This is a genomic window from Hoeflea sp. CAU 1731 (assembly GCF_039888615.1).
Classification (GTDB): domain Bacteria; phylum Pseudomonadota; class Alphaproteobacteria; order Rhizobiales; family Rhizobiaceae; genus Flavimaribacter.
This window is the reverse complement of record NZ_JBDQQS010000002.1, coordinates 167,740-187,674: the sequence shown is the minus strand read 5'-3', so window position 1 is coordinate 187,674 and position 19,935 is coordinate 167,740. Positions and strand designations below refer to the sequence as shown.

The following is a 19,935-nucleotide window of genomic DNA, read 5'->3' as shown; positions in this document are numbered from 1 at the left end:
TTTTGGTTTGGCGCGGCCTATGCGGCCGCCTCGGCGGCGGCGATGGAATTTCTGCGGATGATCTTGCGGCTGACGAACAGCATCAAGAAACACATGGCGAAGCTATACAGACCCATGACCCCGATTTGAAGCGGATAACTGATTTCAGCGTCGATCAGGTACCCCGTGACGCCCGGACCCATGGCTGTCGCAAACACAAGCAACGCCACGACGACTGAGCGTATCGAGCCCAGATAGCGGCTGCCGTAGATTTCCGGCCAGAGGGCGCCAAACAGGGTTGAAGAAAACCCATAGGAAATTCCGAGCAAACCCATGAAGGCGAATACGCCCCAGGACTGTTCAACCATGCTGAGAACCATGCAGGAAAGCCCAAGCGGGACGAGAAAGGAAGGGAGCAGCGCAACGGCGGAGAACCGGTCGACCAATGCACCGCCTATGAGCGCGAAGATCACGGTCATGATCGACATCGCCAGAAACGAACCGGCGAAAAGCTCGAGAGTCCAGCCGCGCAATTCCACCAGATAGACCTGATGGAAAAATATGGTGGTGCCGATGAAACCCGGCGCCAGCACGCCAAGCAGCAAGACCCAGAAAGTCGGATCGCGCATGACTTCAGCGCGCGTCCAGTCGCGGGCGGCCGCGTTGAGCTCCGGGCCGTCCGTGGATTGCGGCTGTCGTTCGACGCGCATAAGCAGATAGATGAGCGGCAAGGCGACCAAAACGAGGAAGGCGGCGGACACCAGCCATGAACCGCGCCAACCAATAGCAGCGGAAAGCAGGACGAAGGCGAACGGCAATGTCGCCTCGCCGCACTGGTGACCCAGAGTCGCAATGGACACGGCCCTGCCCCGGCGGGCAACGTACCAGCGGCCCATCGCCGTGATCGCATTGTGAGTCATCATACCTTGGCCAAAGAGGCGCAGCCCGTAAATCGTCAGCGCCAGCAACGCAATATGGTGGGACAGGGCCATGGAGATAGCGGCCAGCGCGAGCATGGGGATGATCAGGAGCGTTACCTTCGCGACACTGACATAGTCCACGATCCTGCCGACATAGGGCAGCGACAAGGCGCTGGCGAGCGTAGCGAGCATGTAGAGCGTGCCGAAACCGCCGTGGCTCAGACCATATTCCTCCCGGATCTGTCCGGCCGAAAGGGATATGAAGAAAGTCTGCCCGAAACTGGAAAACAGAGTGAGGAGCAGTCCGCCGGCGAGCCAGCGCATATTGTCGCGTATGAACGCGAAGAAAGACATGTCGGAACCTCGCTCGCCGGAGGCGTGCATGTATCGGACGTTTTCGTCCTGTCCGACGGCATTCTTCAATCGATCGAAATGGATCGCCCCGCTATGCACAGAGTTTCTTGTGGCCGTCAAGGGTGGTTTCGGCTAAGACTGAACTGTCCTCCCTCGCCGCAAACCAGCCCGTACGCCCATGTCCCAAACTGAAATGCTGATCATCGTCAGTTGCGCCTTTTTTGTCGCGGCCTTCGTGAAGGGTCTCGTGGGATTCGGTCTTCCGCCGGTCAGCATCGGAGTGCTGACCGCCTTCATCGGGTTGCCCAACGCCATGGCGCTGATCATTTTTCCCGGGATCGCCACCAATCTGTGGCAGGGACTTTCAGGCAATCATTTCCGCGAGATCATCCGAAGGTTCTGGCCGTTTTTCCTGATGACTGTGCTGTTCACTTTCCCCGGCGCCCTCGTGCTTTCACGGTTGAACGTCAACTACGTCACCGCGCTGCTGGGCGTTCTCCTGCTCGCCTTCGTCGCGGTAACGTTGCTCAATCCAAAATTTCGGGTCAAACCACGATCGGAGCCAATCCTGAACCCGGTGCTGGGAACGATCAGCGGGCTGCTCTCGGGGATGACGGGAACCTTTACCGTGCCAGGCGTCATCTATTTCCAGTCGGTCGGCCTGCCGCGAGAGCAACTCGTCCAGCTGATGGGTATCATGTTCACCCTGTCGACGGTTGCGCTTGCGCTGGCGCTGGGCGGAAACAGGCTCCTGACCGTGGAACTGGCGGTGATGTCAGCCATTGCCGTGATACCGACTTTCGTCGGCCTGGCGGCCGGGACCTGGCTGCGCCGGAGGACCTCCGAGCAAGGCTTTCGCGTCATCTTCCTGATGGCGCTCGGCGTGCTCGGCGTCTACATTCTGGTTCGCTCGATAGCCGGAATTTTGTGAGCCCGTCGGCTCAATCCCTGTCGCGGAAGCGGTTGGTGATCGGATAGCGCCGGTCTCGGCCGAAGTTCTTGCGCGTGATCTTGACGCCGGGCGCAGACTGCCGCCGCTTGTATTCGGCGATATAGAGCAGGTGCTCGATCCGGTGGACGAGTTCGCGATCATAGCCGCGCTTGACGATATCGCTGACGGACATTTCCTTCTCGACGAGACACTCCAGAATGTCGTCCAGCACCGGATAAGGAGGGAGAGAATCCTGATCCGTCTGGTCTGGCCGCAGTTCGGCCGACGGCGCCTTGTCGATGATGTTTTGCGGGATCACTTCTCCGGAAGGTCCCAGTGCGCCGGGCGGCACATTGTCGTTGCGCCAGCGCGACAATTCGTAGACCTGCATCTTGTAGAGGTCCTTGATCGGATTGAACCCGCCATTCATGTCGCCGTAAAGCGTGGCGTAGCCAACCGACATTTCGGACTTGTTTCCGGTCGTCACCACCATGGAGCCGAACTTGTTCGAGATCGCCATCAAGATGACGCCGCGCGTTCGGCTCTGCAAGTTTTCCTCCGTGACGCCTTCGGTCGTTCCCTCGAACATCTGCGACAGCGCGTTGGAGAAGCCTTCCACCGGCTCGGAGATCGGCACGATGTCGTATCGACAGCCAAGCGCGCGCGCGCAATCCTCCGCGTCCTTCAGCGATTCCCCGGACGTGTAGCGATAGGGCAGCATCACCGCGCGCACCCGTTCCTCGCCGAGCGCGTCCACGGCAAGCGCGGCGCAGATAGCGCTGTCGATGCCGCCCGACAGACCGAGAACCACATTGCTGAAGCCATTCTTGTTGACGTAGTCGCGCAGGCCCAGCATGCAGGCGCGGTAATCGGCTTCGAGCGCATCGGGAATGCGCGACATCGGACCGTCGCTGCAAGTCCAGCCGTCGCCATCGCGCCGCCATGTCGTCACGACGGTCTGGGCCTCGAACTGGCTCATCTGAAAGGCGAGCGACTTGTCGGCGTTGATGGCGAAGCTCGCGCCGTCGAACACCAGTTCGTCCTGTCCGCAAAGCTGGTTGGAATAGATTAGGGACAGGCCGCTTTCGATAACCTGCTTGATCGCCACCTGATGGCGCGTGTCGACCTTGCCGCGGTAATAGGGCGAGCCGTTGACCACAAGCAGCAATTCTGCGCCGGTTTCGGCCAGCGTCTCGCAAACGCCGAAATCGCCCCAGATATCCTCGCAAACGGGAAGACCGAGCCGCACGCCGCGAAAATTCACCGGACCCGGCATGGGCCCCTGATCGAACACGCGTTTTTCGTCGAACTCGCCATAGTTCGGCAGATCGACCTTGTAGCGCTCAGCAACGATCTCGCCGCCATCGAGAAGCGCGACCGCATTGAACCGGCCGAATTCGCTGAAGCGCGGAAACCCGATAACGACGCCGGGCCCGCCGTCGGCCGTATCGGCGGCCAGATCGTTAAGCGCCCGGTCGCAGGCGCGCATGAAGGCGGGTTTGAGAACCAGATCCTCCGGCGGATAGCCGGACAGGAACAACTCGGTGAACAACACCAGATCGGCGCCGTGGCGCGCCGCGTCCGCCCTCGCCTTGCGCGCAAGCTCGAGATTGCCCGCCACATCACCCATTGTCGGGTTCAGCTGGGCAATCGCAATTCTCATGACATTTTCGATTTCAGTGCTCATGAAAGCCGTGTAGCGCGCGCCCGGTCCAAGGGCAATCGCCTTGTCACATCAGGACCTCGCCCATCCCCTCGCGATCGACGAGCAGCGGGACAATCAGATCTTCCTCGTCCTCGAGATGCCTCATCAGTCCGGCAAGCAGGCGATCGGCTTCGTGACTGTATTTTTCCGATGCGTATTTCAGGGCGTCGCCGCCCTCGGCAAGGCCCTTCAGGAACGCGTTTCCGGCTTCCGCATTGCTTGCCAGCAGATCGTGAATCGTGTGGTGGTCCGCATCGAGAATATCGAAGCCGCGTTTCAGACGGGGCTCGGCCACCTGGAATTTCGGAAAATAATGGGTGTCTTCGATATGATGGTGACCTTCCAGCTGCGACAGGAGGAAGTTGACCCGAGGCGCAAACCATTGCCGGAAGGAAGCCGGATCAACCTTCTCCTCGCGCAGCATCACCACGCTGCCGCTGAGCGCGCCTCCGAGTTCGCGGAACATGTCGTGACGCTGGATCCAGAACTGGCACATATCGGTCAGCGTTATGTCCTGACCCCACCTGTCGCGCGGATATTTCTGCAACAGAAACAGAAGATCATCCGGAAGTCCGGATCTTTGAAAGAGCGCGTCTTTCGCGTCGATGGCGGTCAATTGAAAATTCCAGTCCGTTCGATGATTGCCGCCAGCCACACGAGTGTGGCGAGCAGAATGCAAAGAAGCACTGCAGCCGAGCCGCAGTCCTTGGCGATCTTGATTTCCTTCATGTAGTGCCCGGACAGACCGTCGCACACCGCCTCGATGCCGGTATTGAGCAATTCAACGATCATCAGCAGCGCAACGGAACCGACCAGCATCGCAGAATGCAGCGCCGTGTCGGCCAGCCACGCGGCCAGAGGCACACTGACGAGGAAGCAATAGACCTCATAACGAAAGGCTTGCTCGTTGCGCGCGGCATGCACAAGTCCGTGCCACGAATTCAAAAACGCGGGATAGAATTTCTTCATGAGGAATGCGCTCTGACGATAGGATGCGTTGAGACCTGGCCCGTCGGGAAGCTATCAGGTGAACGCACAGGCATCCATCGACAAGTCGCCGAATTCCATTGAACTATGGATTTTGGTCGCCGACCACCCTGCGCTGGCGGCTGTCGCGAAAGCACGCCATCACAGGAATGCGACACATCATTTAGCTTTCCATGAACACTGCGCCGACGAACGCCTACGGAACCTGCGGCTTGCCGTCATCGATTTCGTAGTAGTCACCCTTGTCAGCGCAATAGATGTGGCGACTGATCGACAGTCCGGTTGCGCCTTCGAGCGAACCGGCGAGAATTGACACCTGCTTTTCGTCGTCATGCTTCCAAAAGAGAGCTGAGCCGCAAACATTGCAGAATCCGCGCTTCGCCTTTTCCGACGAGCGATACCAGGTCAGGTTCGACGCGCCTTCGACGATCAGAGCCTCTTCGGCGACGTTGACGGAGGCGTATACGTGGCCGGACTGTTTCCGGCACTGCGAGCAGTGACACACGGATACGCCGCGCAAAGGACCTTCCGTCGTGTAACGAACGGATCCGCAAAGACAAGACCCCTGATGTGATTCCATGCTGCGCCTCCCGCCAAACTCATCCGGTTATCGGCACAGGCGCATATCAACACAACGCAGTTCTTTTGAAGCGCAGTTCAACAAATTTGACGAAAACGGAACGAAAGGGGATCAAATCCCCTTTCGAAGGATCAATCAGCCGTTGGCCGCAGCACACATGTCCTGATCGCGCCCGCCCTTGAGAAGCTCGGCGACCAGGAAGGCGAGTTCAAGCGACTGGTCGGCGTTGAGCCGCGGATCGCAGTGCGTGTGATACCGATCGGACAGATTTTCGGCGGACACCGCGCGCGCGCCGCCCGTGCATTCGGTGACGTTCTTGCCGGTCATCTCGATATGGATGCCGCCTGGATGCGTGCCTTCCGAACGATGGATCTGGAAAAAGCTCTCGACTTCCGACAGCACGCGCTCGAACGGGCGGGTCTTGTAGCTGTTCAGCGTGATCGTGTTGCCGTGCATCGGATCGCAGGACCAGACGACCTTCTTGCCTTCCCGCTCCACGGCGCGGATCAGCTTCGGAAGGTGTTCAGCCACCTTGTCATGTCCGAAACGGGCGATAAGCGTCAGCCGGCCGGCCTCGTTCTGCGGGTTGAGAAGATCGATCAGCTCGAGCAGACCGTCCGGCGTCATGCTGGGGCCGCATTTGAGACCGAGCGGGTTTTTCACGCCGCGACAATATTCGACGTGGGCGTGGTCCGGCTGGCGTGTGCGGTCGCCGATCCAGATCATGTGTCCGGAGGTCGCGTACCAGTCGCCCGACGTGGAGTCGGTGCGCGTCAACGCCTCCTCGTAGCCCAGAAGCAGAGCCTCGTGACTGGTGAAGAAATCGGTTTCACGCAAGCTTGGATGGTTTTCGGCGGAAATGCCGATCGCCTTCATAAAATCCATGGTTTCGGAAATGCGGTCCGCGAGCTTGCGGTAGCGCTCGGCCTGCGGGCTGTCCTTGACGAAACCGAGCATCCATTGATGCACGTTCTCCAGATTGGCGTAACCGCCCTGCGCGAAAGCGCGCAGCAGGTTGAGCGTCGCCGCCGACTGACGGTAGACCATGACCTGTCTCTGCGGGTCGGGAATACGGGACTCTTCTTCGAACTCGATGCCGTTGATGATGTCGCCGCGATAGCTCGGCAGTTCGACGCCGTCTATCTTTTCGGTATTCGAAGAGCGCGGCTTTGCAAACTGGCCGGCGATGCGTCCGACCTTGACCACGGGTTGCTGCGAACCGAAGGTCAGCACGACCGCCATCTGCAGGAACACGCGAAAGAAGTCGCGAATATTGTCCGCGCCGTGTTCGGCGAAACTCTCCGCGCAATCGCCGCCCTGAAGCAGAAAGCCATTGCCGTTGGCCACATTGGCGAGCACTGACTTGAGCTTGCGGGCTTCACCTGCAAAAACGAGCGGCGGATAGGTTGCGAGACGCGCCTCGGTCTTTTCCAATTCTGCGCTGTCCGGAAAATCCGGCACCTGGAGAATCGGCTTGCTGCGCCAGCTGTCCGGTGTCCATTTTTGTGCCATATCACTCACCTGTCCGTTGTTTTTTGCGAGGCCCTTTCGTCTCAGAGGCGCGCTTATAACGGCAATTGCCGGCTATTGCCAGCCAATTCGCCTCGCCATGTCATAATGCTGCAAGACGGCCAAATCGGGACCGTCAATCCAGCCAGGTTACGCCGCGCCGAAGCAGCAAACCGTCGAACAATTCCGTCTCGGCGGCGGACAATTCGACCGAACGCGGATAGATCGGACTTTTTCTGTCTCTCTGCACCGGCCGCTCGAACCCCAGCGTATTCTCGACAAAGCCGCGTACGCCCGGCTCGCCGAATTCGACGAGAAATCCCTGCAAAACCGCGTCCAGATAGGACTGCAGGATGGGGTGGCCCGGATCGTCCACTGCATCGTTGGTCTTCGCCTCGTAGATATAGACCGGACAATCGGCAAGCGCGCTGCCGACAAAATCAAGGCGGTCCGGCGCAACGCTGACGCGGTTGTAGCCGGTCTCCCGCCTGTCCACCTTTGGCAGGTGGTCCAGCCGATCATAGACGACGAGACCTTCCACCACGGAGCCTTCCTGCGGTCGCGCGCTCAGCAATGACGCGTCGTGGCCCAGGGCGGCCAGTTCGGGATCGCGCGGACGCCAGCATCGCCGCCAACCCGTCACGCGCGCCGCGGACGCGCCGAGAAACGCCGTTCTCAGGGTTCGCCGGTTGACCAGCGATCCGTAGCCGAAATAAGCGACAAGTCTCCCTTCTTCGGCGAGTTCCCGAAATTCGTTTAGATCTGTCACAGGGGATTGCTCAGCAGTCATGGGAGCATCTGCTACAGCCACATTGCATTTTTCACAACAGGAATATCTCGCCGTATTGACTTTGACGTAAACGTCAATGCTAGAGTTCATATCAGACGCTGCCGACACAAATTTCCAATTTCGATACATAACGGATTCTGATTATGAACCCCGGACAGGAAGTGATTGTTTCACAAAAGGAAAGCATCAATGGGCCAGCACCAGTGATGTCCGGCGAACCTTCAGTGAGAGAGACCATCGTCACATTCGAATGCGATGACGGATTTCCGCTGACAGGTACTCTTTTCACCGCCAAGAGCGGAGAGAACTCGAAACCGTCCGTGCTGATTTCATCTGCAACCGGCGCGCCGCGAGGATTTTATGCGTCTTTCGCGCGGGCCTTGGTAGAGAACGGCAGCCGCGCCGTGCTGACCTACGATTATCGCGGAACCCCGCAATCACCCCGGCCCAAAGGCTGGACGCAGCGCATCAATATGCGCGACTGGGCGATACAGGACATGGCGGCTGCGATGCGGCGGCTCGACAAGGAAGCCCCCGGCCATGAAATGGTCGGCGTCGGGCAATCCTTTGGCGGTCAGGCGCTGGGCATTTGTGGCGACCCGCAGCGCTTCAGCCGCTACTGCCTGGTGGCCAGCCTTTCCGGCTATTGGCGCGGCACCGACACGCCCTGGCAAAACCTGATCAGCATGAATTTGGTCGGCCTGCCTGTCACGGCTCTCTTCGGACGCACCATGCCGTTCATGGGACTTGGCGAGAGCATCCCCTCTTCAGTGTTCCAGGACTGGACCCGATGGTGCAATCACCATGAGTATTTCTTCGACGATCCGCAAGTCGGCGCACGGAAGGGATACGCCACCGTGACGATCCCGCTCTTATCCGTCGGAATGACAGACGATCTGTGGGGTACGCCGCGCGCTGTCCACGGCCTTCTCAAACATTATTCCAATGCGGATATCAGCGAGGTCTGGCTATCGCCGGACATGACCACAGAACCGGAGATCGGTCATCTCGGCTTTTTCCGATCGCGTTTCAGGGAAACGCTGTGGCCGGATATCATGAACTGGGTATTGAGCCACGAACCGGTCATGACGGCTTCGCGGTAGCGATGGTCAATCGACCCTGACGCCGTCCTTGATCCGGTAGGTCGGGTTGTACATGGTGACGAGTTCTTCCGCGGCGGTGGGGTGGACGGCCATAGTGCGATCGAAATCTTCCTTGCTGCAGCCCGCCTTGATCGGGATGGCGAGCAATTGCGCCATTTCGCCGGCGTCGGGTCCAAGAATATGGGCGCCGACGACCTTTCGGTTCTGACCATCGACCACCAGCTTCATGACCATCTTCTCCTGCCGGCCCGACAACGTGTGTTTCATCGGGCGGAAGACCGCGCGATAGATTTCGACCTCGGCGAGCTTTTCGGTCGCATCGTCTTCTGTCTGTCCGACTGTGCCGATCTCCGGCTGGGAAAAGACCGCCGTTGCAATCGTATCGTGATCCGGACGGGTCGGATTGTCCCGGAACAGCGTCTCGATGACGCACATGGATTCGTGAATCGCAACCGGCGTCAGCTGAACCCGGTCGGTCACGTCGCCAACGGCGAAGATGTGATCGACATTCGTGCGCATATATTCGTCGACGACAATCGCGCCCTTGTCGTCTGTCACAACGCCAGCCGCTTCGAGGCCAAGACCGTCTGTGTTCGGCGTGCGCCCGAGCGCCAGCATCACCTCGTCGACCTTCAGGTTGCGATCGCCCGAGGTGATCACGTCAAGCCGCTCGTCGGCGGAGCGCGTAATGCGGTCGATCACCTCTCCGCAGAGGATACGGATACCCTTTTCCTCCATCGTGGCGTGCAGCGTGCGGCGCATGTCCATGTCGAAATTCTTCAGGATTTCACGACCGCGATAGATCAGCGTCGTCTCGACGCCGAGACCGTGGAAGATGTTCGCGAACTCCACCGCTATGTAGCCGCCGCCTGCGATCAGAATGGACTTCGGTAGCCGCTCAAGATGAAAAGCCTCGTTGGAGGTGATCGCCAGTTCTCCGCCGTTAATCGCGTGGCTATCGTCGGGGCGCCCGCCCGTCGCCAGCAGGATGTTTTTGGCGGTGACCGTCTTGCCGCTGGAGACGATGCGGATGCGGTGGTCGTCGACCAGTTCGGCGCGACTGTCGAAGATCTCGGCGCCGGCGTTGCTGAGGCCCTTGCGGTAGGCGGCTTCGAGGCGGGCAATTTCCTTGTCCTTGTTGGAGACCAGTTCGTTCCAGTCGAAGCGGGTCTCGCCAACAGTCCAGCCATAGCCGTGCGCGTCCTCGAAATGTTCAATGAACTGGGACGCATAGACAAAGAGTTTCTTGGGAACGCAGCCGCGGATGACACAGGTTCCGCCATAACGAAACTCTTCCGCAACGCCGACTTTCTTGCCCATCGACGCGGCAAGCCTCGCAGCCCTGACTCCGCCCGAGCCGCCGCCGATCACGAAGAAATCATAATCGTAGTCAGACATGGTTTACATCCCTGTCGATAGGTAAAACGCGCGTTCAAGCGGCGGGGCGTCAAAAAACGCCCGACGCCGCCTGTTCCTTGCTGAAGCCGCGACCGCAGAAAACCGGCGGGCTATCAGTTTCCTTCGGAGCCGTCATCCGTATCAGGCGTTTGCGCAGACGGAGCCTCGCCGAGACGATCGCGCAATGTCTCTTCGGTCTGGATCGTCAGATCGCGGGAAATGCCATTCGACCAGACTTCCGCCGCGCGCAGCAATTCGCGGGTGACAAGCGGTCCGGTTTCCAGCAACTGCTGACCGGCCGGGCTTTGATAGAATTGCGTGATCGCGTTCAGATCCTCGATCGAGAAATTCTTGGCGTATATGGAAGCCGCTTCCCTCTCGAGATCGGCGCGGCGACCAACCATGCTGATCGCGGTCTCATCGACAGTCGCGGCGATGACGTCCTGCATGTTGGGCGCAGTCTGGATCAGGCTCGCCTTGAGGCCCTGGGCCGCATTGGGAAGGATCGCGTCGAACTGCTGCGTCGCGCCGAGCGCCCTGATCGCCTGACGGGCGGCGGCGATGTGCTCTGCAGAAGGTTCCTGCGCGAAAGCCGGCGCAGCAACCCCCAGCACCATAGCCCCGCAAAGGGCGAATCTCAGTTGGCGAATTCCCGTAGCCTTGTTCATTGTGTTCATAACTCCTGATCTCTTTAGGCAGTCAAAGTCCGCACGCCGGACGAACCGGCAATAATTGCAGCGGACGCGATATTGAGAAACAATCCGTGCTCGACGACACCCGGAATGGCGTTCAAGGACTCAGAAAGGGCTTCTGCATCCGGAATACGGCCAAATGATGCATCGAGTATATAGTGTCCACCGTCCGTTTCAAACGGTCCGTCCCGGTCCTGGCGAAGCGCGATCTCGCCCGTCAGGCCAAGCTTTTCTGCCGCGTTGGCGATCGCCTTGCGCGTGGCTTCGAGCCCGAACGGCATCGCTTCGATTGGAAGCGGAAACGCTCCGAGGGTTTCGACCTGTTTGCTTTCGTCTGCGATGACGATCATCTTGCCGGAGGCGCACGCCACGATTTTTTCGCGCAGCAAAGCCCCTCCTCCGCCTTTGATCAAGCGCAGATCGCCATCGACTTCGTCGGTTCCGTCGATGGTCAGATCGAGCTCGGGCATTTCGTCGAGCGAATAAAGCGGAATGCCAAGCTGGACGCACAGATGAGCGGTTTTTTCGGACGTCGGGACGCCCTTCACATGAAACCCTCCATCGACCTTTTCAGCAAGAAGATTGACGAATTCCTCGGCCGTAGAACCTGTTCCGATGCCGAGCCGCATGCCGTCCTCGACATAGCTCAGCGCGACCTTCGCCGCCTCGATTTTCAGCGCGCGCGCATCCATGCGCCATCCGCTCCCCTTCATTGACCGTGACGGGCTGTTAGCACGTCGCAGACAACAAGCAAAGACGTTATACGGACTGAGCCGTCGAGTTGGATAAAATGAAAAGCGTGAGGCCTTGCCTTCGCAGCCGAGCTGCCGTAACCAAACACCCATCCCTGCCCAAACCGGAAAATTCCATGACACAGCCCCTAGTCATCTTCGATTTGGATGGCACTCTCATCCACACGGCGCCGGATCTGATGGCCAGTCTCAATCATGCGATCGAACCGGTCGGCGTTGAACCCGTGCAGTATGACGATATGAGTTTTCTCGTCGGCCGCGGCGCCAGGGTGATGATACAGCGGGCCCTCGAAATGCGGGAAAGACCAGTGTCCGCAGAGGAATTCGAAACGCTGTTCGACCGTTTTCTGGCGTTCTACGCGGAATCGATGCCGGGTGAGTCTGCTCTCTATCCCGGCCTCAACGCCGCAATGTCCCGATTGAGCGAAGCGGGAATGCCGATGGCGATCTGCACCAACAAGCTGGAACAGCTGGCGGTGCGGCTGATCGAATGTCTTGGCCTCACGAGTAGTTTCGTGACGATTCTCGGCGGCGACAGCATCGCCGTTCGCAAACCCGATCCGGAACATGTTCTGGAAACGATCCGCAGATCCGGCGCCGAAAAAGCCGTGATGATTGGCGATTCATCGAATGATATCGTCGCTGCTCGCGAGGCCCGCGTTCCTTCGATCGCGGTAACGTTTGGCTACACCGACATACCGGTCGAGCAATTGGGCGCTGATCATATCATTGACCATTTCAATTTGCTGACGCCGGAACTGGTCAACACGCTCGTTGACGCCGCGGACAGGAAAAACGCCGCAAGCGCCTGAACATACACAACCTGGCGCGGGCGGCGATCAGGCAATTATTGTTCAGACCTTTTCCTCTGCGCCAGACCGCCCATATATGTCGACAGGCCCTGTTCCCGGCCGAGCGAATGGATGCGCCTGTATCCTGCGTTGCAAAAATCTGAAAACCGGACTAAAAGTTCCACAATTTCAGCCATGCGGCCGCTCCGCAAAGGTAGCGTGTCGTGTCTGGTTTCCAGCATCGCAGCCATCCATTCGTCTCGTTTGCACGATTATATTGAGAGAACGCTCCCCATGACTGTCAAACCAGATATCAAAACCTCGGAAACGTCTGAAATCGCATCCACGACACGCGGAAACGCCGTGAGATCGATTCGCGAGTCCTTCGGTTACAGTCTTGATGATCTGGCGGTGACCTGTGGGCTGACAACCAGCGATATCGCAAGAATTGAAAGCGGAGAGGAAACAGATGAAACGCTTCTTCGCCGCATCGCAAGTGCGCTCAAGCTGCCCGAAGAAACTCTGAACGGATAAAGCCCGTCAGCATGATGGCGACCGGTGGAGCCAACGCTTCACGCCGCCCCACCGATCCGCTTTGACCTTACCCGTTGGCGGCGCGGGACTTGCCGGTCTTCTCCACAGCCTGACCCAGATATTTGTCGCGATCATAGGTGTCAGCGAAATATCCGACCTTACCGCTGTCATCCGGCCAAGCGGTAAAATAGGAGATGTAAACGGGCATCTTGACCGGCACCTCTTCGGACAGATTGCGGCCCTGTGATATCTGGGCGGCCACGTGATCGCGCGACTTGCCAAGCACAGCCGCCGCCATCGCGCGAGGGTCCTGCAAGCGGATACATCCGTGGCTGTAGGCGCGCTTATCCTTTTCGAAAAGGCTCTTGGAAGGCGTATCGTGCATGTAAATCGCGTGCGAATTCGGGAAAAGAATCTTGAGTTCGCCGAGCGCGTTTTTCGGACCGGGCGGCTGACGCACATCCACGGGAATCGAATTCGCGCCAACCGAATACCAGTTCACGCTGGCCGATGAAATCCGACGCCCCCTTCGGTCCGTGACTTCGTACCCGAGGCTGTCGAGATAGTGTGGATTGCCGCGCAGCCGAGGCAGCATTTCGTTGACGATGATCGAACCTGGCACGCCCCAGTAGGGATTGTATTCCACCGTCTCGATCTCATCTCTGAAAAAATTGGTCTGGTTGGCCCTTGTTCCGACCACGACGCGCATGGACAACGCCACCTTGTCGTTTTCGACATAGTCAGCCATGAAGGCTGCCTGATTTACGAAGACGCGGCGCGGCCCGAGTTCTTTCGGCAGCCACCGCAGGCGCTCCATCGCCAGCTTCACCATTTCGATCTTGTCGGCGTTTGTCACGCCTTCCATCCTGGCGATGGTGTTGCGACCGACGATCCCGTCCGCGCTCAGACCGTTTTCCTTCTGGAAATCCTTGACCAGGTTGACGAGCTCCGGCGTGTAGACGTCGCTGTCCGATTTTTCGAACTCGACAAAGGTCAGGCTGTGGTTCATCAGCAGGGTATCCGACCCCCGAAGCTGTATGGCCTTTATGACGTTGGCAAGCTCCGGATTGGACGTTCCGGGTTTCAGAAACGTGCCTTCCGCAATCTCGACATGTTCCTTCTCGTCGATTTCCTGCAGACGGGCGAGTTCCTGCTGCAAAGCCAGGAACTTGTCATTGCGCGGATTGCTGTTCAGCAGATCGCTTTCGATATCATCGCTAACCGAGAGTTTCAGCATCACCGGTTCGAAATCGACGGTGTTGCGTTCCAGGTCGTGATATCCGGACAGCCTGTTGGGATCGACGAGGCCGCGCGTCGCATCGAGGATGTAGGTCAGCGCTTTCGCGCTCATGTCCATTTCGAAACGGATCAGTTCGCGTTGTCTCGCTTCCATATCGGACGCATCGTAATCAGAATCGGGAGGATCAAGCTGATACATCGCCGGATCGAGACCAACTTCGTCGGCGCGCGCCATGGTTTCAAGCGCCTCGCGCGCCCTGTCGTTGGCCTGATCACCGGAAACCCAGATCAAACCGGAATTGTTCTTGTAGTAATTAACAATCGCTTCGCCCACTTCCGGAAAGACCGTAACCCGATAACCATCGAGATTTTGACGGCTCTCCTGCATGGGATCGACGGATGGCGGCCGGTGCATCGGATGAAGTTCGGCGGGATTAGAATTGGCCAGCACGCTCAGGTCCATCGCCTTCATCGCATCCGGTTTGTAATTGTAGTAGCGCGGAGAACTGACCTTTACCGTCGGCGTGGAAGCTGCCTGGCGACGCTGAATTTCGACTTGGCGCTGTTGACGCAAATCTTGGCGGCGCTCACGCCGCTCCTTGTTGCGAAAAATATTCCATATGCCATTTTCTGCTTTGACGGGCTGTGTCGTCGGCAAAACCAGACCCACCGCCAACGTAAAAATCAGAGCCGTTACGATCACACGCATATCAGTCTCCGTTGTTCATCCCGCACAAGAACGAATGAATGAAAGATGCGTTCCCACCCGCGTTCTCCGGAAACATAGCTACGGTGTGCAAGCCATGCCATGCAATATTATCATGGTTAAAAATAGTAAAATTAGGGCTATCTCATGAAAATTTGATTGCAACTGAGGTATTCATGCACCACCCAATCACCCGGCGGCCCGGAGCGGGCGGTCAGGATCGGGACAGGACCGGGCCACGAGAATCAGTCTTTCATTCCGCCGCCAGGGCATATTCCCGGGTCAACAAAGCTTCCTTCCGTTCAATTCCCCACCGATAACCCGAGATGCGACCGTCCGTCCGCACAACCCGGTGACATGGTATCGCCATGGCCACCGGATTGGACCGGCAGGCGGCGCCGACGGCCCGCTGCGCGCCGGGTTGGCCAATCGTCGCCGCAATGTCTGCGTAGCTTGCAGTGGCGCCGGCGGGAATTGCTCTGAGCGCCGCCCAGACTTTTTCCTGAAAGGCCGTGCCGCGAATATCCAGCGGGAGATCGAGCGAGCCTTCGGGTCTCTCGACATGCCCGACGATGCGGGCGACCAGTTCTTCGAAATCCTTGTCCGCGCCGACGAGGCGCGCCTTGCCGAAACGGTCCTGCAGGCGAGTGACAAGAATTTCGGGATCGTCGGCGAATTCGATTGAACACACTCCTTTATCTGTGGCGGCGACCAGTATCGAACCGAGCGAGCATTCTCCAACAGCGAACCGTATTTCGGCGTCGCGTCCTCCGTCGCGGAATTGTCGCGGCTGCATGCCCAGCCGGTTCGCCGCTTCATCATAGAAGCGACTGCTCGCATTGTAGCCGGCGTCATAGATCGCCTCGGTCACGGAAGCGCCGGAGGCCAGATTGCCGCGCATCCGCTCCGCCCTTGTCGCCGCCGCATAGGCCTTGGGCGTTATGCCTGTCGCAGCCTTGAACTTGCGATGGAAATGAAACTTGCTCATGCCGGCCTCTCTGGCGAGGTCGTCGAGGTCGGGGATTTCGACGCTCTCTTCGATCAATCGGCAAGCCGCCTCGATCGCATCCTGTTTGCGATTAACTGCCAAGGAAAGCGGATCACAACGTTTGCATGGACGAAACCCGTTCTTAAGGGCTTCAGCCGGATCTTCGTAGTACCGCACATTCTTGCGCAAGCCCTTTCTGGAAGGACATGACGGCCGGCAAAACACGCCCGTGGTTACGACCGCATAAACGAAACGTCCGTCAGCGGATTGGTCGCGGTTCAGGACCGCCTCCCAGCAGGCGTCGTCATTGTCGATTGACGGATTGTTTTTCATCGGCGTCGTCAGGTCCAGCATTGTCCTGTCCTCAAAAATAATGGATCGATTTCGAGCAGCAAGCTACTTCGAACTGTAAAAACGCACACTCCGGTTCTTGCCATCGAATCCGGATCTCCAATTTTCTACCCTGCCTTGAAAAAATACCATTCTCCCTATCTCAATATCGGTAGTAACGTTGTAGTAATGTCGTCAATCCTGAGTTTTACTATTCTCAAAGCCTGGATTGGCATCCGATCTGAAACGCTGAAACGCAACTTCATCAGAGGGAATGAAATGAAGCTATTTCAAGTCACATGCGCCGCATTGTTCGTCACCGCAGGCACTATGACGGTTACGCCGGTGTTTTCCGCCGGAAACAGCGGCAACACCTGCAATTCCGGCTATGTCTGGGACGAGACGGCCAAGAAATGCGTCAGGAAGAATTCAGAAAATGAAATGGAATACCGGTTTCAGCAAGGTCGCGATTTCGCAAACGCCGGCCAGTATGAGAAAGCCATCGAGATGCTGCAGACTGCAGACGCGAGCGACAAGCGTGTTCTGAACTACCTCGGCTTCTCCAACCGAAAGCTCGGCCGTATCGATGTGGGCATGGAATATTACAGACAGGCGATGGAGATCGATCCCGAATATACGCTCGTGCGTGAATATTACGGTGAAGCCCTTCTTCAGAAGGGTGACCTGAAAGGCGCGCTGCAACAGCTGGCGACGATCCAGAAGCTCTGCAGCAGTCGTGAATGCGGCGAGTACCAGCAGCTTTCCGGACACATCGCCAACTACATCCGCGACACCGAAAGCTGACGATCGCAGAGCAGCGAAACGACGTCCAACCGGCCGTGAAAGCGGCCGGTTTAGTTTCGAACGATTATAATTGACGTCACCGCCGCCCCTCAATAATTAGATGCCAACCGATAAAGGAGCGTCGACTGCTGCGTTCCGGCAACTGCGAAAGGTTGGATGAATGTCAGATGTGGCGGCCGCCGAGTTGTTTCCCCTGAACACGGACGAAACTCCCTACAGAAAACTGACCTCCGACTTCGTGACCGTGGACAGTTTCAAGGGACAGGAGATTCTTACCGTCGCCGAGGAAGGCATCCGCATGCTGACCGAGGCTGCCTTCGCGGACATCAATCACCTTTTGCGCCCGGCGCACCTCAAGCAGCTTGCCTCGATACTCAACGACCCGGAAGCCACGGAAAACGACAAGTTCGTGGCTTACGACCTGCTGAAAAACGCGAATATCGCCGCCGGTGGCGTTTTGCCTATGTGCCAGGACACTGGCACAGCCATAATCATGGCGAAGAAGGGACGCCGCGTATGGACCGAAGGCGGCGACCACGCAGCGCTCGCAAAAGGCGTTCTCGACGCCTACGAACACAAAAACCTGCGCTATTCCCAGCTTGCTCCGATCGCCATGTTCGAGGAAAAGAACACGCGCAACAACCTGCCGGCGCAGATTGATATCTACGAAGAGGGCGAAGACGCCTACAAGTTTCTGTTCGTGGCCAAGGGCGGCGGCTCGGCCAACAAGACCTTCCTGTACCAGGGCACGCCTTCGCTACTGACCCATGATCGCCTGATCGAATTTCTGAAGGAAAAGATCCTGACGCTGGGGACTGCGGCCTGCCCGCCTTATCACCTGGCGATCGTCATCGGCGGCACGTCCGCTGAAATGAACTTGAAAACCGTCAAGCTTGCCTCGACCAAATATCTCGACGGATTGCCGACCCGGGGTTCCGAAGACGGACATGCTTTCCGCGATCTGGAGATGGAGGCCGAAGTTCACAAGCTGACGCAACAGATGGGCGTCGGCGCACAGTTCGGCGGCAAATATTTCTGCCATGACGTGCGCGTGATCCGCCTACCCCGCCACGGCGCCTCGTTGCCGATCGGATTAGGCGTATCGTGTTCCGCCGACCGGCAAGCCAAGGGAAAAATTACGAAAGACGGCGTATTTATCGAAGAGCTCGAGACCAATCCGGCTAAGTACATGCCAGAGATTGACGAAGACAGCCTGACGGACAATGTGGTGCATATCGACCTTAACCGCCCCATGAATCAGATCCTGAAGGACCTTTCGCAATACCCTATAAAGACTCGCCTTTCCCTGAACGGCACGATCATCGTCGCGCGTGACCTCGCCCACTCGAAAATCCGCGAGCGTCTCGAAAACGGCGAAGCGATGCCGGATTATTTCAAGGACCATCCTGTCTATTACGCAGGTCCGGCCAAGACGCCGACAGGCTACGCTTCCGGATCCTTCGGCCCCACCACCGCCGGTCGCATGGATAGCTATGTCGACCAGTTCCAGTCCTTCGGTGGATCGATGATCATGCTCGCCAAGGGCAATCGCTCGAAGGCGGTGCGCGACGCCTGTGGCCGTCATGGCGGGTTTTACCTCGGATCGATCGGCGGCCCCGCCGCGCGGCTCGCCCAGGACTGCATCAAGAGAGTCGACGTCGTCGAATATCCCGAACTCGGGATGGAGGCGATCTGGAAGATCGAGGTCGAAAATTTCCCGGCCTTCATCGTCATCGACGACAAGGGCAACGATTTCTTTCAGGCGCTCAATCTCGGATGACGCCGCTTCGCCTGCCTGAGCGGGTCAACGCAGTCTTCCTGTCCCAGGCCGAGTCCTGCGAGAAACTGGGCTCGCCGTTCACGGCGCTATTGCTGGGAAGCATCGCCAAATACGGCCTGCCTGATACGCCTGTGCGCCAGCGCCTGGCGACCTGGGAAGGCGATATCTCCGGCAGTGGCGATTCCATTCCGTTGAGACTGGCCGGAACACTTCACCAGATGGTGATTCGCAACCTCGACGCCGACCTTGCGGCCATCTATCCGCCGCACGGAACGATGCCAGGTTCCTCTGTTGTCGCTGACACTGTCGGCCAAGCCATTGTACGACATCAGACCTTCGTCGATCATTGCCTGGACAGCCCGCCTCAGACGAACGAGATTCGCAGGTCCAGCGCAATATACCCTGCCCTGCTGAGAATCGCGGCGCAGACGGGTTTGCCAATGCGGCTGTCGGAAGTGGGCGCGAGCGCCGGCCTCAATCTGCTCATGGATCGTTTTCATTACAAATTCGCAGGCGAGGCCTACGGAGAGAAGGGATCGTCAGTCCGCCTCGAACCGGAATGGAAAGGCGGTCAAGCGCCGACGGTCGATCTCGAGATCGCCGACAGGCGCGGCTGCGACCTGAGACCCTTCGATCTGACGTCGGAAGACGACCGGATCCGGTTGCGGTCGTATACCTGGCCCGATCAGCAGGACAGGCTCGATCGCCTTGACGCAGCCATTGAATTGGCGCGCGAACACCCCTTTGTGGTGGATCGCGCCGACGCCGTCCAATGGCTTGAGGAGCGTCTTGACACGCGCCCCGCCGGACACGCCGACGTGGTCTTCAATACCATCGCCTGGCAGTACTTGCCGGAAGAGGCCAGGAAGAAGGGCAGCGCCTTGATAGAAAAGGCCGGCCGAAAAGCGGGACTGGACACTCCCCTGTTCTGGGTGTCCATGGAGGCAGATAATGAGCGCCCAGGCGCTCTCCTTCAGATGATCGAATGGCCAGGCGCGCAAGCGAAGCGGCTCGGCCGCGCCGATTTCCATGGACGCTGGGTCGACTGGCGCGCCTGATGGCG

General features: G+C 58.4%; 19 protein-coding genes. 7 read left to right on the top strand and 12 right to left on the bottom strand.

Annotated elements, in window-relative coordinates; all coding sequences use genetic code 11:
• Positions 1-17: 17 nt before the first annotated feature.
• Positions 18-1,253, bottom strand: coding sequence for an MFS transporter (locus AAFN47_RS05005; protein ID WP_499808117.1), 1,236 nt, complete (start codon positions 1,251-1,253; stop codon positions 18-20).
• Positions 1,254-1,431: 178 nt separating this feature from the next.
• Between AAFN47_RS05005 and AAFN47_RS05000 the strand changes: the two genes are divergently transcribed.
• Positions 1,432-2,184, top strand: a complete 753-nt coding sequence (locus tag AAFN47_RS05000) for a sulfite exporter TauE/SafE family protein (RefSeq protein WP_499808116.1) — start codon at positions 1,432-1,434, stop codon at positions 2,182-2,184.
• A 10-nt stretch (positions 2,185-2,194) separates the two neighbouring features.
• Here AAFN47_RS05000 and AAFN47_RS04995 read toward each other — a convergent pair whose 3' ends face one another.
• The 6 genes from AAFN47_RS04995 to AAFN47_RS04970 form a co-directional block, all read right to left on the bottom strand.
• Positions 2,195-3,871: an NAD+ synthase gene (locus AAFN47_RS04995; protein ID WP_499808115.1), complete on the bottom strand. Its 1,677-nt coding sequence runs from the start codon at positions 3,869-3,871 to the stop codon at positions 2,195-2,197.
• 43 nt (positions 3,872-3,914) lie between these two features.
• Positions 3,915-4,505: a hemerythrin domain-containing protein gene (locus tag AAFN47_RS04990; protein WP_499808114.1), complete on the bottom strand. Its 591-nt coding sequence runs from the start codon at positions 4,503-4,505 to the stop codon at positions 3,915-3,917.
• Positions 4,502-4,858 (bottom strand): diacylglycerol kinase, encoded by a 357-nt coding sequence (locus AAFN47_RS04985; RefSeq protein ID WP_499808113.1) that lies wholly within the window; start codon positions 4,856-4,858, stop codon positions 4,502-4,504. The genes AAFN47_RS04990 and AAFN47_RS04985 overlap by 4 nt, the downstream gene beginning before the upstream one ends.
• A gap of 214 nt (positions 4,859-5,072) precedes the next feature.
• The gene (locus tag AAFN47_RS04980; protein WP_499808112.1) at positions 5,073-5,456 is read right to left on the bottom strand and encodes a GFA family protein; all 384 of its coding nucleotides are present in this window, start codon (positions 5,454-5,456) and stop codon (positions 5,073-5,075) included.
• 135 nt (positions 5,457-5,591) lie between these two features.
• Positions 5,592-6,968, bottom strand: a complete 1,377-nt coding sequence (locus tag AAFN47_RS04975; RefSeq protein WP_499808111.1) for a class II 3-deoxy-7-phosphoheptulonate synthase — start codon at positions 6,966-6,968, stop codon at positions 5,592-5,594.
• Positions 6,969-7,101: 133 nt separating this feature from the next.
• Complete coding sequence (locus AAFN47_RS04970; RefSeq protein ID WP_499808110.1) at positions 7,102-7,734, bottom strand: gamma-glutamylcyclotransferase family protein; 633 nt, start codon at positions 7,732-7,734, stop codon at positions 7,102-7,104.
• Positions 7,735-7,979: 245 nt separating this feature from the next.
• Between AAFN47_RS04970 and AAFN47_RS04965 the strand changes: the two genes are divergently transcribed.
• A complete protein-coding gene (locus AAFN47_RS04965) occupies positions 7,980-8,858 on the top strand; it encodes an alpha/beta hydrolase family protein (RefSeq protein ID WP_499808109.1) in 879 nt (292 codons plus the stop codon).
• 6 nt (positions 8,859-8,864) lie between these two features.
• Here AAFN47_RS04965 and gor read toward each other — a convergent pair whose 3' ends face one another.
• From gor to rpiA, 3 genes are all read right to left on the bottom strand, one after another.
• Entirely contained in the window at positions 8,865-10,256 is a 1,392-nt protein-coding gene (gene gor / locus AAFN47_RS04960; RefSeq protein ID WP_499808108.1) for a glutathione-disulfide reductase, read from the bottom strand.
• A gap of 113 nt (positions 10,257-10,369) precedes the next feature.
• A complete protein-coding gene (locus AAFN47_RS04955) occupies positions 10,370-10,924 on the bottom strand; it encodes a DUF2059 domain-containing protein (protein ID WP_499808107.1) in 555 nt (184 codons plus the stop codon).
• Positions 10,925-10,947: 23 nt separating this feature from the next.
• Positions 10,948-11,640 (bottom strand): ribose-5-phosphate isomerase RpiA, encoded by a 693-nt coding sequence (gene rpiA / locus AAFN47_RS04950; RefSeq protein WP_499808106.1) that lies wholly within the window; start codon positions 11,638-11,640, stop codon positions 10,948-10,950.
• Positions 11,641-11,816: 176 nt separating this feature from the next.
• On the opposite strand from rpiA, the gene AAFN47_RS04945 reads away from it, so the two are divergent.
• Both AAFN47_RS04945 and AAFN47_RS04940 read left to right on the top strand, forming a co-directional pair.
• A complete protein-coding gene (locus AAFN47_RS04945) occupies positions 11,817-12,512 on the top strand; it encodes an HAD family hydrolase (RefSeq protein WP_499808105.1) in 696 nt (231 codons plus the stop codon).
• Between the two features lie 111 nt (positions 12,513-12,623).
• Positions 12,624-13,025 (top strand): helix-turn-helix domain-containing protein, encoded by a 402-nt coding sequence (locus AAFN47_RS04940; RefSeq protein ID WP_499808104.1) that lies wholly within the window; start codon positions 12,624-12,626, stop codon positions 13,023-13,025.
• Between the two features lie 67 nt (positions 13,026-13,092).
• Here AAFN47_RS04940 and AAFN47_RS04935 read toward each other — a convergent pair whose 3' ends face one another.
• Together AAFN47_RS04935 and ada are read right to left on the bottom strand one after the other, a co-directional pair.
• Complete coding sequence (locus AAFN47_RS04935; RefSeq protein WP_499808103.1) at positions 13,093-14,973, bottom strand: L,D-transpeptidase family protein; 1,881 nt, start codon at positions 14,971-14,973, stop codon at positions 13,093-13,095.
• A 250-nt stretch (positions 14,974-15,223) separates the two neighbouring features.
• On the bottom strand, positions 15,224-16,312 hold the full coding sequence (gene ada / locus AAFN47_RS04930) for a bifunctional DNA-binding transcriptional regulator/O6-methylguanine-DNA methyltransferase Ada (protein WP_499808102.1): 1,089 nt from the start codon (positions 16,310-16,312) through the stop codon (positions 15,224-15,226).
• A gap of 255 nt (positions 16,313-16,567) precedes the next feature.
• On the opposite strand from ada, the gene AAFN47_RS04925 reads away from it, so the two are divergent.
• The 3 genes from AAFN47_RS04925 (at position 16,568) to AAFN47_RS04915 (ending at position 19,930) form a co-directional block, all read left to right on the top strand.
• Positions 16,568-17,092 carry a tetratricopeptide repeat protein gene (locus AAFN47_RS04925; protein WP_499808101.1) on the top strand — a complete coding sequence of 175 codons (525 nt, stop codon included), beginning with the start codon at positions 16,568-16,570 and terminating at the stop codon, positions 17,090-17,092.
• Positions 17,093-17,252: 160 nt separating this feature from the next.
• Positions 17,253-18,872, top strand: coding sequence for a fumarate hydratase (locus AAFN47_RS04920; protein WP_499808100.1), 1,620 nt, complete (start codon positions 17,253-17,255; stop codon positions 18,870-18,872).
• The gene (locus AAFN47_RS04915; protein ID WP_499808099.1) at positions 18,869-19,930 is read left to right on the top strand and encodes a DUF2332 domain-containing protein; all 1,062 of its coding nucleotides are present in this window, start codon (positions 18,869-18,871) and stop codon (positions 19,928-19,930) included. Before AAFN47_RS04920 ends, AAFN47_RS04915 begins: the two co-directional genes overlap by 4 nt.
• Positions 19,931-19,935 lie beyond the last annotated feature (5 nt).